General features: G+C 64.4%; 1 pseudogene. It reads right to left on the bottom strand.

The window, feature by feature from the left end:
• Positions 1 to 30: 30 nt before the first annotated feature.
• Positions 31 to 18238, bottom strand: a pseudogene (locus NIBR502773_RS31470) (non-ribosomal peptide synthase/polyketide synthase).
• Position 18239 lies beyond the last annotated feature (1 nt).

The following is an 18239-nucleotide window of genomic DNA, read 5'->3' as shown; positions in this document are numbered from 1 at the left end:
TGGGCCAGGGGCGTTGGATAACGCGGACAGTTACTTCATGGCATCGGCGAAGCTCTGTACGAACGCGGCGTTATCGATGATGCGGTCGTGGGTGGAGTCGATCATCACTGACTGCTGTACGCACGCGCGGCCCACCACCTGCTCCATGGTCGCTTCGATCAACCGGCGATGCTGTCCCGCACGGCTCGCGGCGGCCCACCAGCACCTGATCGGCGCCTTGAGCGGCTTGAAGTCGGCATCCTTGAGGCGCTGGCCCAGGGTGCGGTCCAGTTCCCAGGAAATCTGCGCCTCGTCACCCTCAAGCAAGCTTGCCTTGATCTCCCGGAACGTCTCACCCAACGCGTCTTCAGCCCAGGCACCCAGCGCCTGCCATTGCTGCACTTCATCGCTGAAGAGCGCCTGGCTGTCCTGCCACGCCGCGTGGATCTGCTGGCTCGAGGCAGGAAACATGACCTGCAACAGTTCTACACGCCGCTGGTTGACCGACAGTTCATCGTCATCCGCCGTCACCGCCGCGTCCCAATAGGCCTTGAGCCAATGCGGTGGCGAGGCGTCGATCCAACCGACCACTTCCACCTCGCGCCCGGCTTGCTCCAGCGCATAAGCGACTTCCATGGCCAGGTTGCCGCCCATTGACCAGCCAGCCAGGCGATAACGGCCTTCGGGCCAGGCAGCGAGCAATTGCCCGGTGTAATCCTCGACCATCGCTTGCCAGCTCGGTACCGCACTGCCCTCCTCGGCCAGTGCACGGCAGATCACGCCCATCACCGGCCGTTGCTCGCGCAGCGCCAAGCCAATGGCCTTATAGCAATGCACCGAGCCATAGCTGGGGTGGAACAGGAACAACGGCGTCCCTTGCGTCTGGCTGTTGAGCTTGACGATCAACGAAGGCCCCGCGCCGTTACCCAGGCAATTCACCTGCCCGGCAACCGTCGGGTTAAGCATCAATTGGCTGACCGACAGCACCCTGCCGGTGGCCTTGCGGATGCGCTCCCTGAGCATCAACACCAACAGCGAATGACCGCCCAGTTCAAAGAAATTGTCATCCAGGCCAACGCGCTCGACGTCCAGCACCTCGCCCCAGATCGTCGCGAGCCGTTGCTCCAACTCGCTCTGCGGGGCGCGGAACACCTGCTCGTGCTGGCGCGCATCGGGCTTGGGCAGTGCCTTGCGGTCCAACTTGCCGTTGGGGCTCAGAGGCATCTGCTCCAACAGCACCCACTGGGCCGGCACCATGTAGTCGGGCAAATGCGCAGCCAGGTGCGCACTGAGCGCTTCGCGCCAGTGTTCACCGGGCGCCTGCAACACCAGATAGCCGACCAAGTGCTTGCCATCGACAACCTGCACCGACGCCTCCTGCACTTCAGCGGTTTCGAGGAGGCGCGCTTCAATTTCACCCAGTTCAATCCGCAGGCCCCGCAACTTGACCTGGTGGTCCAGGCGCCCGAGGTATTCGATCACACCGTCGCTGCGCTGGCGCACACGGTCACCGGTACGATACAAGCGGGCACCCGACTCGAACGGCGAGGCAATGAAACGCTCGGCGGTCATCCCGGGACGGCGATGGTAGCCACGCGCCAACCCCTTGCCGCCCAGGTACAACTCGCCCGCCACGCCTGCGGGCACCACTTGCAACTGGGCATCCAGCACATAGGTCTGCAGATTGGCTATGGGCTGGCCGATGGGCACCGTGTCACGCCGTTCATCGATGCAGGTCCAATGGGTCACGTCGATGGCGGCTTCCGTCGGCCCGTACAGGTTGTACAAGCCGGCTGCGGGTAATTTGGCAAATACCTGTTGCTGGGCATCCACCGGCAGTGCTTCACCGCTGCATACAATGCGTTGCACGCTGTGGCAACTGGACACTGCCGCATCCTGCATGAACGCCTGCAACATCGAAGGCACAAAATGCAACGTCGTCACGTGTTCGGCGTTGATCAGCGCCACCAGCCTGGCGGGGTCACGGTGATCACCCGGCGCCGCGACGACCAGCCGCGCGCCGGTCATCAGCGGCCAGAAAAACTCCCACACCGAGACGTCGAAACTGAACGGTGTCTTTTGCAAGACCGTGTCGCTGGCGCTCAAGGCGTAGGCTTCCTGCATCCAGCACAAGCGGTTGGCCAGTGCCGAATGGCGGTTGCCCGCGCCCTTGGGCTGGCCGGTGGAGCCGGAGGTGTAGATCACATACGCAAGGTTTTCAGCGTCCAGCACAATGTCAGGATTGGTGTCGGGGTAACCCTCGAACGCCGACTCCCCCAGCACCAGGCATTCGACGCCTTCGGCAATCGGCAGCTGTTGCAGCAGATGGGATTGGGTCAGCAGCAGTTTCACGCCACTGTCTTCGAGCATGTACGCCAGGCGCTCACGCGGATAGTCCGGGTCCATCGGCACATAGGCGCCGCCCGCCTTGAGCACGGCCAGCAGGCCAACGACCATTTCGACGGAACGCTCCACAACCAGGCCGACCAACACATCCGGGCCGACGCCCGCACGGATCAGGCGGTGGGCCAGGCGATTGGCGCGCCGGTTCAGCTCGGCATAGTCCAGGCGCTGGGCAGCGAAGACCAGTGCCGGAGCGTCCGGGGTCTGCGCCGCCTGAGCCTCGATCAAATGATGCACCGGCTGGCGCGAATAATCGCGAGCGGTGGCATTCCATTGCGCTACCAACACCTGCTGTTCGCAAGGGTCCAGCAACGGCAACTGGCTGACACGCTGCTGCGGGTCATTGAGCATGCCCTGCAGCAGGTTCTGCCAATGGGCAAGCATGCGCTCGAGCACGACAGGGTCAAACAGGTCGGTCGCGTAAGTCAGGGTGGCGTGGATGCCATCCGCCGAGGCCTGGGTGTCCAGGCTCAGGTCGAACTGTGCGGTGTGGCTGCCCCAATCCAGCCCTTCTACACGCAGGTCCGGCAGTGAGTGCCCCGAGGTCATCAGGCCAGCATCGCTTTGGTGGTTGAACATCACCTGGAATAAGGGGTTGTGGCTCAGGCTGCGCTCCGGTTGCAGGGCTTCCACCAACTGTTCGAACGGCAGGTCCTGATGGCCCTGGGCATCCAGGCTGCGGCGCTTGACCTGCTGCAACAACTGGCCGACGGTGATCTGCCCGTCGATATCGGCCTTGAGCACTTGAGTGTTGACGAAGAAACCGACGACGCGCTCCACCTCAACCCGGTTGCGGTTGGCAATCGGAACCCCGATGCGGATGTCCGGCTGACCACTGTAGCGGTACAACAGGCTCTGGAAAGACGCCAGCAACACCATGAACAACGTCACGTCCTCACGCTGGGCCAAGGCCTTGAGCCCGGTTGCCAGCGCTTGGGGCAATTCGAGTTGCAGGCTTGCACCGCGATAGCTTTGCACCGCTGGCCGCGCGTTCGCGGTAGGCAATTCCAGCATCGGCTGTTCGCCGCCGAGCAATTGCCGCCAATACGCCAGTTGACGCTCGCGCTCGCCCGCCACCATCCATTGGCGCTGCCAGTGCGCGTAATCGGCGTATTGCAGCACCAGTTCCGGCAATTGCGGCGCCTGGCCCTGGCAGTGGGCGGCGTACAGCTGCACCAGTTCGTCGACCATCACTTGCATCGACCAGCCGTCGGTCACGATGTGGTGCTGCACCAGCACCAGCACATGCTCATCGTCGGCCAGGCGCAGCAAGGTAACGCGCAGCAGTGGGCCCGCCTGCAAATCGAATGGCCGGGCAATCTCGGTTTCGACCTGCTGTTGAAGGTTCTCGGCGTCGGCCTCCACCCGCGCGATCACCAGGGCGGTCGCTGGGCGAATCAACTGAAACGCGCGCTCGCCGTCCTGGTACACCTGGGTACGCAAGCTCTCATGCCGTGCCACCAGATCGTCGAAGCTGCGCTGCAAGGCCTGCTGGTCGAGGCGCCCGGTCAGGCGTAGCACGCTGGGAATATGGTAAGCCGCGCTGCGCGGATCCAGTTGCCAAAGGAACCACTGGCGCTCCTGGGCGAAGGACAACGCCAACGGTTGCTCACGCCCGATCGCCAGCATCGGCGGCGCCAGCGCCTGGTCTGTCGCCTGCAAGGCCAGTACGAAACTTTCCAGCTGCGGTTGCTCGAACAAGGTGCGCAGGGCCACTTCCCGCTCAAGCAACTGACGCACACGGGAGATCACCTGCATGGCCAGCAACGAATGCCCGCCCAGCTCGAAGAAGTGATCGTTCAGGCCAATACGCTCGGCCCCCAGCACCTGTGCCCAGATCGCCGCGACCTGCTGCTGCAACGGCGTCACCGGCTCCACCCAGGCGCCTTGCGACTGCGCCGTATCCGGTTGCGGCAGGCCTTTGCGGTCAAGCTTGCCGTTGGGGGTCAGCGGCATCCGGGCCAGGAACATGAAGTGCGCCGGGACCATGTAGTCCGGCAGATGGGTTTTCAATCCACGGCGCAGGGTTTCGCGAAACTCGGTGTCGTTGGCCAGCGAACCATCGGCCGGCACGACATACGCCACCAACTGCTTGCCGGTCGGGCCATCCTGGGCGACGACCACGGTTTCACCGACGCCGTCCTGTTCACGCAGACGCGCTTCGATTTCCCCCAGTTCGATGCGGAAACCACGGATTTTCACCTGGTGGTCGACGCGACCGAGGTAATCCACCACGCCATCCGGACGGCCACGGGTCAGGTCGCCGCTGCGATACACGCGGCTGCCCGGCGTGCCGAACGGGTCCGGCACAAAGCGTTCGGCGGTCAGCGCCGGACGTTCCAGGTAACCACGGGCCACGCCCTCGCCGCCCAGGTACAGCTCACCGGCGACGCCGATGGGTTGCAGGTTGAGTTGCGCGTCGAGCACGTAGCCGCTGCGGTTGCCCAGCAACGTGCCGATTGGCGCGTAGACGGCGCCGCAGGGATCGCCCTTGCGCGCCTTCCAGAGCAACGGCGTGACCACGGTTTCGGTCGGGCCGTAGCCGTTGAACAGGTAGGTCGGCTTGAGCGCGCGCCAGGCCAGGTCGTAGCTGGCTTGCGCCACCGCATCGCCGCCAAAGCAGTAGACCCGCACCTTTGGTGGATTACCGTCGCGCTCGGCATGCTCGGCCAGCTGCTGCAGGTACACCGGTGGGAACACCGCCATGGTCACATTGTGACGGTGCATCTGCGCGTAGGTATATTCCGGCAGCCACAGGCTGTCGTCACGGACCAGCACGCTGGCGCCGTTGATCAGCGGGTGCATCCAGCCTTCGTGGGAGCCGTCGAAGGCGAACGACATGAAGTGCAGTTCGCAATCGGCCGGCGATGTTTCATAACGCTCGCCGGTGGCAATGATGTGCGCCACCAACGGCCCGTGGGACACCGCCACGCCCTTGGGCATGCCGGTGGAGCCGGAGGTGTAGATCACGTAGGCGAGGTTGTCGCCGTCCAGCGTCACGTTTGGCGCGGTGTCGCTGTAATCGGCCCATTGCTCGGTGCGATCGATGGCCAGCGTCTGCATGCCGTCGGGAATCGGCAGTTGCGGCAAGGCACTGGTGTGGGTCAGCAGCAGTTGCGCACGGCTGTCCTGCATCATGTACAGCAGGCGATCACGCGGGTATTCGATATCCAGCGGCACATACACACCGCCGGCTTTCATCACCGCGAGGAACGCTACCAGGCTCTCGGCACTGCGCGGCATGGCAATCGCCACCCGTACTTCGGGGCCGACGCCACGGGCGATCAAGGCATGGGCCAGGCGGTTGGCCTGGCGGTCCAGCTCGTCATAGCTCAGGGTTTGCGTATCGAACTTGACCGCCACCGCAGTGGGGTTTTCCCGCGCACGGTCGGCCACCAACTCGTGAACAAAGCGCTCGGCCGAAAAGCCGGCGTCGGTCTGGTTCCACAGTTGAAGGATGTGCCGTTGCTCATCCTGGTCCAGCAGGTTCAGTTGGCTGACGAGCTGCTGCTGATCGGCAACCATCGCCTGCAACAGGTTCTGCCAATGGCAGGCCATGCGCTCGATGGTAGAGGCCTCGAACAGATCGGTCGCATACCCCAGTGACGCCCAGAGCCCGTCCGAACCTTCCTGAACATCCAGGTCAAGGTCGAAGTGTGCGGTACGCCGGTCCCACGCCAAGCCTTCGATACGCAGGTGGGCCAGGGACTGTGGCTCATCCCCTGGACGCCCTTCGACCTGGTGATTGAACATCACCTGGAACAGCGGGTTGAGGCTCAGGCTGCGCTCGGGCTGCAACGCCTCGACCAGCTGCTCGAAAGGCAGGTCCTGATGGGCCTGGGCGTCCAGCGCGCGCTGTTTGACCTGGGCCAGCAACTGGGCAACGGTGGTCTGCCCATCGATATCGGCCTTGAGCACCTGGGTGTTGACGAAGAAGCCGATCAGCCGCTCGGTTTCGACGCGATTGCGGTTGGCGACCGGTACACCGACCCGAATATCCTGCTGGCCGCTGTATCGGTACAACAACGTCTGGAATGAGGCCAGCAGCAACATGAACAGGGTCACGCCCTGTGCCTGGGCCAGGGCCTTGAGTTCGGCGGCCAGGGTGGCCGGCAGCGGCACGTCCAGGCGCGCGCCGCGATGACTCTGTTGCGCCGGGCGCTGATGATCGAACGGCAGCTCGAGCACCGGCTGTTCACCGCCGAGCAGGTCACGCCAGTAATCCAGCTGACGGGCCTTTTCACCGGCCTCCATCCAGGCACGCTGCCACACGGCATAGTCCGCATACTGGATCGGCATCCCGGGCAGTTGCGGGGCCCGGCCTTGGCTGAACGCGGCATACAACTGCACCAGTTCGTCGACCATCACCTGCATCGACCAACCATCGGACACAATGTGGTGCTGCACCAGCACCAGCACATGATCGTCCTCGGCCAGGCGCAGCAAGGTCACACGCAGCAACGGACCTTGCTGCAAATCAAATGGACGGGCGATCTCGGCTTCGACCTGCGCCTGCAGATCCGCCTCGTCGACCTTGCCCAGCCGGATCGGCACAGTGGCGTCGGGCCGAATCACTTGCCGCGCACCGTCCGCGTGCTCTTGCACACACGTGCGCAGGCTTTCATGACGGGCCACCAGGGCGTCAAAACTGCGTTGCAGGGCCGAGATATCCAAGGCCCCCTTGAGGCGCAAGGCGCTGGGGATATGGTAAGCGGCACTGGAGGGGTCCAGTTGCCAGAGAAACCACTGGCGTTCCTGGGCATAGGACAGCGGCAGCGGCTGTTCGCGACCGACCGCGAGCAACGCGGGTGCCTGCTCACCTTCGCGCGCCTCCAGCGCTTGCAGGGCGGTGGCGAAACCTTCGAGACGCGGTTGCTCGAAGACCAGTTTCAGTGGCACTTCACGGCCCAATACCTGGCGCAGGCGCGAGACCACCTGCATGGCCAGCAGCGAGTGGCCGCCCATCTCGAAGAAGTGATCGGCCAGCCCTACCCGTTCAGCCCCGAGAATATCTGCCCAGACGGCGGCGACCTGTTGCTCCAGCTCCGTGACGGGCGCCACCCATACCTGTTGCGCTTGGCTGGCGTCGGGTTTGGGCAGCGCCTGGCGATCCAGCTTGCCGTTCGGGTTCAGGGGCATACGCTCAAGGAAGATCAGGTGCGCAGGCACCATGTAGTCCGGCAACTGTTCACGCAGAATCGACTTCAGCGCCTCGACGTCGTGGTGCTCGCACACCAGATACGCCACGAGCTGGTTTTCGGCCGCCAACACCAGGGCTTCGCGCACACCCTCCTGGGCCAGCAGCAGCGTTTCGATCTCGCCCAGTTCGATGCGGAAACCCCGGATCTTCACCTGATGGTCGACCCGGCCGACGTACTCGATCACACCATCAGCGCGGTAGCGCGCCAGGTCTCCGGTGCGGTACAGGCGCTCGCCGGTTTCACCGAAAGGGTCCGGTACAAAGCGCTCGGCCGTCAGCACTGCACGGTTCAGATAGGCACGCGCCAAACCGCAGCGGCTGCCGATGTACAGCTCGCCCACAGCACCCAGCGGCGCCAGGTTCAAATCGCGATCCAGCACATACAGCGCTCGACCTGGCAGCGAACGGCCAATCGGGCTGGCGCTGGCGCCCATCAGCTCGGTGCCTGCCGTGCAGTCCAGAACGCTGGATACAACAGTGGCCTCCGTGGGGCCATAAGTATTGAGCAAACGCACATGACCGAGCCCGGCCTTGAGCCACTGCTGCGGACCGTCCAGCGGCATGGCTTCACCGCCGATATGGACCTGGCGAAGTGCGCCGTAGGCGCGTGGGCCGGCGGCCAGGCAGTCCAGCAGGAACAGGTGCCAATAGGCGGTCGGCAAGTCGGCCAGGGTGATGCCCTGGGCAATGATCTCGTCGTACAGCCGCGCGCTGTCCCACAGCTCCGGGCCGCGCAGGACAACGGTGGCGCCATGGGTCAACGCCGGGTACAACTGCTCGACAAACCCATCGAAATTCAGGGTAGCGAATTGAAGCACGCGATCGTCGGCGGTCAACCGCGAGTAACCGGCGGCAATACTGGAGAATTCGGTCAGCGCCCCATGGTTGATCGCCACGCCCTTGGGCTTGCCGGTGGAACCGGAGGTGTAGATCACGTAGGCCAGGTTTTGCGCGGCAACGGACACCCGCGGATCGCTCTCGGGGCACAGCGCCAGGCGTGCATCCGCCAGGTCGACCGTCGCCATGCCCTCGGGCAATGGCATCGCCACATGGGCGTGGCTGAGCACCAGGCGCACGCCGCTGTCTTCGAGCATATGCAACAGGCGTTCGCGCGGGTATTGCGGGTCCAGCGGCACGTAGGCACCACCGGCCTTGAGCACCGCCAACAGGCTGACCACCATGTCGAACGAACGCTCGACCGCCACCCCCACCAGCACTTCCGGGCCAACCCCCTGGCCGATGAGGTGATGGGCCAGGCGGTTGGCCTGACGGTTCAGCTCGGCATAGCTGATGGACCGGTCATCCAGGCACAGGGCAACCGCATCAGGCCGCTGCCGGGCCTGGGCCTGGAACAAGCCGTGCACACCTGCGACGTCTTCAAACGCCGCCGTGCTGCGGTTCCAGTCTTGCAGCAGGCTGCGTTGTTCACCATCAACCAGCATCCCGAGCTGGGCAATACGAGTGCCGGCGCGCCCCACCACCGCCCGCAATACCCGTTGCCAATGCTCGGCCATGCGTTGCACGGTCGCCGCTTCGAACAGGTCGGTGGCATAGGTCAGCGAGGCCCAGATGCCGTCAGGCGATTCCTGGGTATCCAGGCTCAGGTCGAACTGCGCACTCTGGCTGCCCCACTCCAGGGCCTCTACGTCCAGGCCCGGCAACTGCTGCTCGCCGCGCGGCCCGCGGCCCTCGGTCTGGTGGTTGAACATCACCTGGAACAACGGGTTATGGCTCAGGCTACGCTCGGGCTGCAACGCCTCGACCAGCTGTTCGAAGGGCAGGTCCTGATGACTCTGGGCCTCCAATGCACGCTGCTTGACCTGGGCCAGCAACGCACTGAATGTCATGTGCCCATCGACGTCGGCCTTGAGCACCTGGGTATTGACGAAAAACCCAATCAACCCCTCGGTTTCTGCCCGATTGCGGTTGGCAATCGGCACGCCGACGCGGATATCCGGCTGCCCGCTGTAGCGATACAACAAGGTCTGGAAGGAGGCCAGCAACAGCATGAACAGTGTCACGCCTTCGCGCTGGGCCAACGCCTTGAGACCGGTGACCAGCGCCGCATCCAGGCTCATGTCGAGCCGTGCACCGCGATAGCTCTGTACCGCCGGTCGCGGGTAATCCAGCGGCAACTCCAGCACCGGCTGCTCACCGCCCAACTGCTCGCGCCAATAGCCCAGCTGACGTTCTTTCTCGCCGGCTTCCATCCAACTGCGCTGCCACAAGGCGTAGTCCGGGTATTGAATCGACAGGTCCGGCAGGTGCACAGCATGGCCCTGGCTGTACGCGACGTAAAACTGCACCCACTCGTCGACCATGACCTGCATCGACCAGCCATCGGCGACGATGTGATGCAGCACCAACACCAATACGTGCTCATCGGCTGCCAATTGCAGCAACTTGACCCGCAGCAGCGGGCCTTGTTGCAGATCGAAGGGCTTGGCGACTTCGGCCTGCACCAGCGCCTCAAGCTGCGCCGCGTCAGCCTTTTCAAAGGCGATTTCCAGCGCCAACTCGGGGCTGACCACCTGTAGCAACTGGTCGGCATCCTGCTGCAAGTGAGTACGCAGGCTTTCATGGCGGGCGATCAGGCTATCGAAGCTGCGCTGCAAGGCCGCCCGGTCCAGGCGGCCTTTCAAGCGCAAGGCGCGCGGCAGATGGTAGGCGGGGCTCTGCGGCTCCAACTGCCACAAAAACCACTGCCGCTCCTGGGCATAAGAGAGCCGAAGAGGCTCACCTTCCTGGCGCTTGAAAACCGGGGCAATCTCAAACAGGTTGATGCCTTGCTGCTTGAGCATTACCGCCAACGCTTTCTTTTGCTGCGCCGAAAGTGACCCTACCGACTCGATTAATGCTTGCACGCCACGCCCCTCAGGAAGTCAATTTATCCAAATCTTCTGCTGATAGACGTTTGAGAGCCTCCAAGGATTTAGCCAATGCGTCCTGCACCGGCGAATTATTTGTCTGCTGGCCTGCCACATAGGCGCTGAAATCGGCCAGGGTCGGGGTGGTGAAGATCGATTTGACGTCGAATTCGGCATGCAGCTGCTCGCGCAGGCGCACCACCACCTGGGTAGCCAGCAGCGAGTGGCCGCCCAGTTCGAAGAAGTTGTCGTTCAACCCCACGCGCGGTACCGCCAGGACTTCGGCCCAGATCACGGCGATCTGCTGTTCCAGCTCGCTCTGCGGCGCGACGTACGCCCGCGCGTGCAAGCTCGCGTCCGCCTTGGGCAAAGCCTTGCGATCCAGTTTGCCGTTGGGGCTCAGAGGCATCTGCTCCAGCAGCACCCATTGGGCGGGCACCATGTAGTCCGGCAACTGCTGGGCGAGATGGGCGCTGAGCACATCGCGCCAGTCGTCCCCGGCGTTTTGCAGCACCAGGTAGCCCACCAGGTATTTACCGTCGACCGCCAGCACGGCGGTCTCGCGCACCCACGCGTGTTCCAGCAGGCGCGCTTCGATTTCTCCCAGCTCGATGCGCAGGCCACGCAACTTGACCTGATGGTCGATACGCCCGGCGTATTCGATCACGCCGTCTGCGCGGTAACGTGCCAGGTCACCGGTGCGGTACAGGCGCTCGCCCTGGATGAACGGGTGGGCGACAAAACGTTCGGCAGTGAGTGCCGGGCGGCGGTGGTAACCCCGGGCCAGGCCGATGCCGCCGAGGTACAACTCGCCGAGCACGCCGACCGGTACGGGTTCGAAGTGGCTGTCGAGGATATAGCAGCCGAGGTTGGCGATCGGGCGGCCAATTGGCACGGCGTCGCGGCCTTCGTCCACGCAGGTCCAGTGGGTCACGTCGATGGCGGCTTCGGTCGGGCCATACAGGTTGTAGAGCCCGGCCTGGGGCAGCTTGGCGAAAACCTGCTGCTGGGCGTCCACCGGCAACGCTTCACCACTGCACACGATGCGGTGCAGGGTATGGCAAGTCGCAACCGTCGGCTCCTGCAGGAAGGCCTGCAACATCGACGGGACAAAGTGCAGCGTGGTGACCTGCTCGGCATTGATCAGGCGCACCAGTTTGCTCGGATCACGATGATCCCCCGGCGCCGCAACCACCAGGCGCGAACCGGTCATCAGCGGCCAGAAGAACTCCCACACCGACACGTCGAAGCTGAACGGGGTCTTTTGCAGCACCGCGTCGCTGGCGTCCAGGGCATAGGCTTCCTGCATCCAGTGCAGGCGGTTCAGCAATGCCGAATGACGGTTGCCGGCGCCTTTGGGCTGGCCGGTGGAGCCCGAGGTGTAGATCACGTAGGCGAGGTTTTCGCCGTCCAGGGCGATGCCTGGGTTGGCGTCGCTGTAGCCCTCGAAGGCAGACTCGCCCAGCACCAGGGTTTCCAGGCCTTGGGGAATCGGCAGCTGTTCACGCAAATGCGCCTGGGTCAGCAGCAGTTTCACCCCGCTGTCGTCCAGCATGTAGGCCAGGCGTTCGCGCGGGTATTCCGGGTCCAGCGGCACGTAGGCGCCACCGGCCTTGAGCACCGCGAGCAGGCCGACGACCATGTCGATGGAACGCTCCACCGCCAGGCCGACCAGCACGTCCGGTCCTACGCCGGCTTCGATCAGGCGATGGGCCAGGCGGTTGGCGCGGCAGTTCAGCTCGACGTAGCTCAAGCGCTGCTCGGCGAACACCAGTGCCGTGGCGTCCGGCGTGCGCGTCACCTGCTGTTCAATCAGCTGATGCACGCCGTGCTGCAACGGGTAGTCCCGCGCCGTGGCGTTCCAGTCCTGTACCACTTGCCGGCGTTCGGCCACATCGAGCATCGCCAGTTCGCCCAGGCGCTGCTGGTCGCCCTCGAGCATGGCTTGCAGCAGATTGAGCAGATGGCGGCCGTAGGTTTGCACCGTGTCCGGGTCGAAATGCGCACGCGCAAAGCTGAACTGCACCGACAGCGTGTCACCGACGTCCACCAGCACCGTCAGCGGGAAGTTGGTCTGCTCGCGGGACTCCGGCAGGCCAAAACGGATACCGCTGCCGCCACTCTGTTTCAGGGCCTTGGACACCGGGTAGTTCTCGAACACCAGGATATTGTCGAACAGGGCTTCACCGCCCTGCCCGGCCCAGCGCTGGATATCGTACAGCCCGGTGTGTTCATGCTCGCGCAAGGCCAGGTTCTGCGCCTGCACCCTTTGCAACCAGTCGGCCACGGTTTGCCCGCCCTCCACTGCGCAGATCACCGGCAGGGTATTGATGAACAGGCCAATCTGCTGCTCCACCCCCACGAGGTCTGCCGGGCGCCCGGCCACGGTGGCACCGAACGACACCACCGCCTGCCCGCTATGGCGCTGCAACAGGACCAGCCATGCCGCCTGCACCAGGGTGTTGAGCGTGACCTTATGGCTGCGGGCGAAGGCCTCGAGGCGCCCTGTCAGCGGGCGACCCAGGCTCAGGGAGTGCTCGCCATGCCCGTCCGCCGCCATGGGCTGGCTGCGGCCCAGGCGAGTCGGCGCTTGCAGTGCACTCAACTGCTCGCGCCAGAAAGTTTCCGTCGCACCGGCATCACGCTGCTGCAACCAACCGATGTAATCGCGATAGCGTCCGGCCGCGTCGGGCACCGCCACGCCGGCGTAACGTTGCAGCACTTCACCGAACAGTCGCGAATTGCTCCAACCGTCCATCAGGATGTGATGGCTCGTGTAGATCAGCTCATGGCGTTGCTCGTCGGTACGCACCAGCACCAGACGGACCAGGGGCGCCTTGGCCAGCTCAAAGCCCTGGCGACGCTGGGCTTGCTGCAGGTCTTGCAACGCCAGCTCCGGCTCCGGCATGGCGCGCCAGTCGAGCAGTTCGATGGGCAGCCGGGCCTCGCGGTACACCACCTGGCAGGGCCACTCCAGCTGGCCCTCCCAGAAAAACCCGCTGCGCAGTACTTCATGGGCCTGCACCGTGGCATCCCAGGCCTGCTGGAAGCGCGCCACATCCAAGCCCTCGGCCGTCACGCGGATCTGGTTGATGTAGTCACCGGCGGCCTGTTCGTACAGGGTGTGGAACAGCATGCCTTGCTGCATGGGCGACAAGGTGTAGATGTCGTCAATCCCATCGGCGGCCAGCGGCAAGGACTCAAGCTGCTGCTGGTTCAGGCGTGACAATGGGAAGTCCGAGGCCGTCACGCCGTGATTGCCGGGGGTGCAACAATGTTCCACCAATGCCGTCAGCTCACGGCTGAAGGCCTGGCTCAAGGCGTCGATCTGCGCGGCCTCGAACATCAGCGGGCTGAAGGTCCAGCCCATGTGCAGTTCACCGCCGAATACCTGGCCGTTGAGGGTCAGCCAGTTGCCCAGCGGCGCCTCCGGGCTCTGCTCGGCTCCGGCGCTTTCCGCTGCGAGTACAAACAAACCGTCCGGCTGGTCAAAGCTGGCGTCGATCTGGCCCAGGTAATTGAAGGTGATGCGCGGCACCGGCAATGCGCTGAATGCCTGGCGCGTGGCCTCGTCGCCGAGGTAGCGCAGCGCGCCGAAGCCCAGGCCCTTGTCCGGCACAGCGCGCAGTTGCTCCTTGATCTGCTTGATCGAGGCGCCAAGGGATTCGGCCGGGGTCAGGCGCACCGGGAACAGGCTGGTGAACCAGCCCAGGGTACGGGTCAGGTCGATATCCTCGAACAGGTCTTCACGGCCATGGCCTTCCAGTTGGATCAGGCTGGAAGCCTGCCCGGTCCACTGGCAGATGACACGCGCCAGGGCGGTCAGCAGCAGATCGTTGATCTGGGTGCGATAGGCCGCAGGCGCCTGTTGCAGTAATTGCCGGGTGTGCTCGGCGTCCAGTCGGCTGACCACTGTCTGCGCCAGGCGGCCAGGACGCGCGCCTTGGGGATCACGGCAGGGCAGATCGGTCGGCACGTCCTGGAGCTGTTGCAGCCAGAAGTCTTTTTGCGGCTGTACCGCTTCGCTGCGGGCATGGGCCTGCAAACGCTCGGCCCAGGCCTTGAACGACGAGGTCTTGGCCGGCAACGGCTGTTGGCGGTAGAGGCTTTGCAGGTCCTCGAGGAACACCCGCCAGGACACGCCATCCACCACCAGGTGGTGCATGACCAGCAACAGGCGCTGGGAACCATCGGCCAGTTCGGCAAGCACCGCACGCAACAAAGGCCCCTGTTGCAGGTCGAGGCTGCGCTGGGCTTTTTCGCACAGCGCGGCCAGCTCGTCGGCATCCGCCACCGTGGCCTGCCACAGCACCTCAGGGGTGGCGGTTGCATGCTCGGCCCGCCACCCTTCGGCGGGCTGGCTGAAGCTCAGGCGCAGCCCATCGTGATGTTGAACGATGGCGTGCAAGGCCGCTTGCAGTCGATCTGCCCGCACCGGCTCGCGTGGCGTCAGCAGCAAGGACTGGTTCCAGTGGTGGCGGTCCGGCAGGTCCATCTCGAAGAACAGCTGCTGGAACGGCAGCAACGGCGTCTCGCCCTGCACCGGGCCCTGGTCAAACACCTGGGCAACCTGCAACTGCGCCACCCGCGCCAGGCTGCGCACGGTCTGGTGCTGGAACAACGCCTTGGCGGTGAAATGGATACCGGCGGCGCGGGCGCGGCTGACCACCTGGATTGAAATGATCGAGTCACCGCCGCGCTCGAAGAAGTTGTCGTTCAAGCCCACCTGTTCGACGCCCAGCACCTCAGCCCAGATCGCCGCGATCTGCTGCTCCAGGGCACTTTGCGGAGCTTCGTAGTGGTGGGTGGCTTCGGGTTTGGGCAGGGCCTTGCGGTCGAGTTTGCCGTTGGGGCTCAGAGGCATCTGCTCCAGCAGCACCCATTGGGCGGGCACCATGTAGTCCGGCAACTGCTGGGCGAGATGGGCGCCGAGAACTTCGCGCCAATCATCGCCAGCGTCCTGCAGCACCAGGTAGCCCGCCAGGTATTTACCGTCGACCGCCAGCACGGCGGTCTCGCGCACCCACGCGTGCTCCAGCAGGCGCGCTTCGATTTCGCCCAGCTCGATACGCAGGCCGCGCAGCTTGACCTGATGGTCGATACGCCCGGCGTATTCGATCACGCCGTCTGCGCGGTAACGTGCCAGGTCGCCGGTACGGTACAGGCGCTCGCCCTGGATGAACGGGTGGGCGACAAAACGTTCGGCGGTGAGTGCCGGACGGCGGTGGTAACCCCGGGCCAGGCCGATGCCGCCGAGGTACAACTCGCCCAGCACGCCGACCGGTACGGGTTCGAAGTGGCTGTCGAGGATGTAGCAACCCAGGTTGGCAATCGGGCGGCCAATCGGTACCGCGTCGCGGCCCTCATCCACGCAGGTCCAGTGGGTCACGTCGATGGCGGCTTCGGTCGGGCCGTACAGGTTGTAGAGCCCGGCCTGTGGCAGCTTGGCGAAGACCTGCTGCTGGGCGTCCACCGGCAGGGCCTCGCCGCTGCACACGATGCGCTGCAGGCTTTGGCAGGTCGACACCGCCGGATCCTGCAGAAAGGCCTGCAGCATCGACGGCACGAAGTGCAGCGTGGTGACCTGCTGTTGATTGATCAGGTTGATCAGCCTGGCCGGATCACGGTGATCACCGGGTGCTGCAACCACCAGACGCGAACCGCTCATCAGCGGCCAGAAGAACTCCCACACCGACACGTCGAAGCTGAACGGGGTCTTTTGCAGCACCGTGTCGCTGGCGTCCAGGGCATAGGCTTCCTGCATCCAGTGCAGGCGGTTCAGCAATGCCGAATGACGGTTGCCGGCGCCTTTGGGTTGGCCGGTGGAGCCCGAGGTGTAGATCACGTAGGCGAGGTTTTCGCCGTCCAGGGCGATGCCTGGGTTGGCGTCGCTGTAGCCCTCGAAGGCAGACTCGCCCAGCACCAGGGTTTCCAGGCCTTGAGGAATCGGCAGCTGTTCACGCAAGTGCGCCTGGGTCAACAACAGTTTCACGCCACTGTCTTCCAGCATGTAGGCCAGGCGTTCGCGCGGGTATTCCGGGTCCAGCGGCACGTAGGCACCACCGGCCTTGAGCACCGCGAGCAGGCCCACGACCATTTCGATGGACCGCTCCACCGCCAGGCCCACCAGCACGTCCGGCCCTACGCCGGCCTCGATCAGGCGATGGGCCAGGCGGTTGGCGCGGCGGTTGAGCTCGGCATAACTGAGCGACACCTCATTGAAGCGCAACGCCGGTGCATCCGGCTGCGCCTGCACCTGGGCCTCGATCAACTGATGCGTCCACTGCCCTTGGGGGTAGTCGCGCGCGGTGGCGTTCCATTGAGCGAGTATTTGTTCGCGCTCAGCGGCGTTGAGTGTCGCCAGGTCGTGCAAGGGCGATGCAGGATTCGCCACGGCTGCCCGCAACAGGCTCAGCCAATGTTCGGCCATGCGCGCGACGGTGGCGGCGCCGAACAGGTCGGTGGCGTAGGTCAGGGACGCCCAGATCGCGTCGCCGCTTTCCTGGGTGTCCAGGCTCAGGTCGAACTGGGCGCTGTGGCTGTCCCATTCCAGGTTGGCCACGCGCAGGCCCGGCAATTGCTGCGCGGCGGCGGGTGAATTGGCCTGGTGGTTGAACATCACCTGGAACAGCGGGTTATGGCTCAGGCTGCGCTCCGGTTGCAGGGCTTCCACCAACTGCTCGAACGGCAAGTCCTGATGGGCCTGGGCCTCCAGCGCACGGCGCTTGGTCTGCTGCAGCAGCTGGGCGAAGCTCATGTGACCATCGAGGTCGGCCTTGAGCACTTGGGTATTGACGAAGAAGCCGATCAGCGATTCGGTCTCGACCCGGTTGCGGTTGGCAATCGGCACGCCGATGCGGATGTCCTGCTGGCCGCTGTAGCGGTACAGAAACGCCTGGAACGAGGCCAGCAACAACATGAACATCGTCACGCCTTCGCCCTGGGCCAGGGCTTTCAACCCTGCCACCAGTGCCGGTTCGAGCGCGATGTCCAGACGCGCGCCACGGAAGCTCTGTTGCGCCGGGCGGGGCTGGTCGAACGGCAATTCCAGCACCGGCTGCGTGCCGCTGAGCAATTCGCGCCAATACGCCAGTTGACGGGCCTTCTCCCCCGCTTCCATCCAGCTGCGTTGCCACAGCGCATAGTCGGCGTACTGGATCGGCAGCGGCGCCAACGCACAGTCCTGGCCCTGGCTGTAGGCGGCATAGAGTTGCATCAACTCCTGCACCATCACACCCATCGACCAGCCATCGGAGACGATATGGTGCTGCACCAGCACCAGCACGTGCTCCTCTTCACTCACTGCGAGCAAACTGACCCGCAGCAACGGACCTTGCTGCAAGTCGAAGGGACGGGCGATTTCGGCTTCGACACAGGCCTTGAGCTGCGCTTCGTCGACTGCGCTTTCGGCGATCTCGACCACCCCGTGGGCCAGCACCTCCTGAGTACGTGCCTCGGCCTCCAGGTGCAGGCGTGTACGCAGGCTTTCATGGCGCGCCACCAAGGTGTCGAAACTGCGCTGCAGGGCGGCCTTGTCCAGCTGGCCGCTCAGACGCAGGGCGCCGGGGACGTGATACGCGTCACTGTCCGGGTCCAACTGCCAGAGAAACCACTGCCGTTCCTGGGCGTAGGACAACGGCAGTTTCCGGCCGTCCTCGCGGATCGAGGCAATCGGCAGTTGGGCGAAGCTCATGCCCCGGCTTTGCAGGCGCTGGTAAAACTGCTGGCGCTGTTCCAGAGGCAGGCGAAGAAAGCGCGAAACCAGATCGATATTAGGGTTGGAAAGCATG

It is taken from the genome of Pseudomonas sp. NIBRBAC000502773, from assembly GCF_006517195.1.
GTDB lineage: Bacteria > Pseudomonadota > Gammaproteobacteria > Pseudomonadales > Pseudomonadaceae > Aquipseudomonas > Aquipseudomonas marginalis.
The sequence above is the reverse complement of the archived record's forward strand: the minus strand, read 5'-3'. Positions and strand labels throughout refer to the sequence as shown.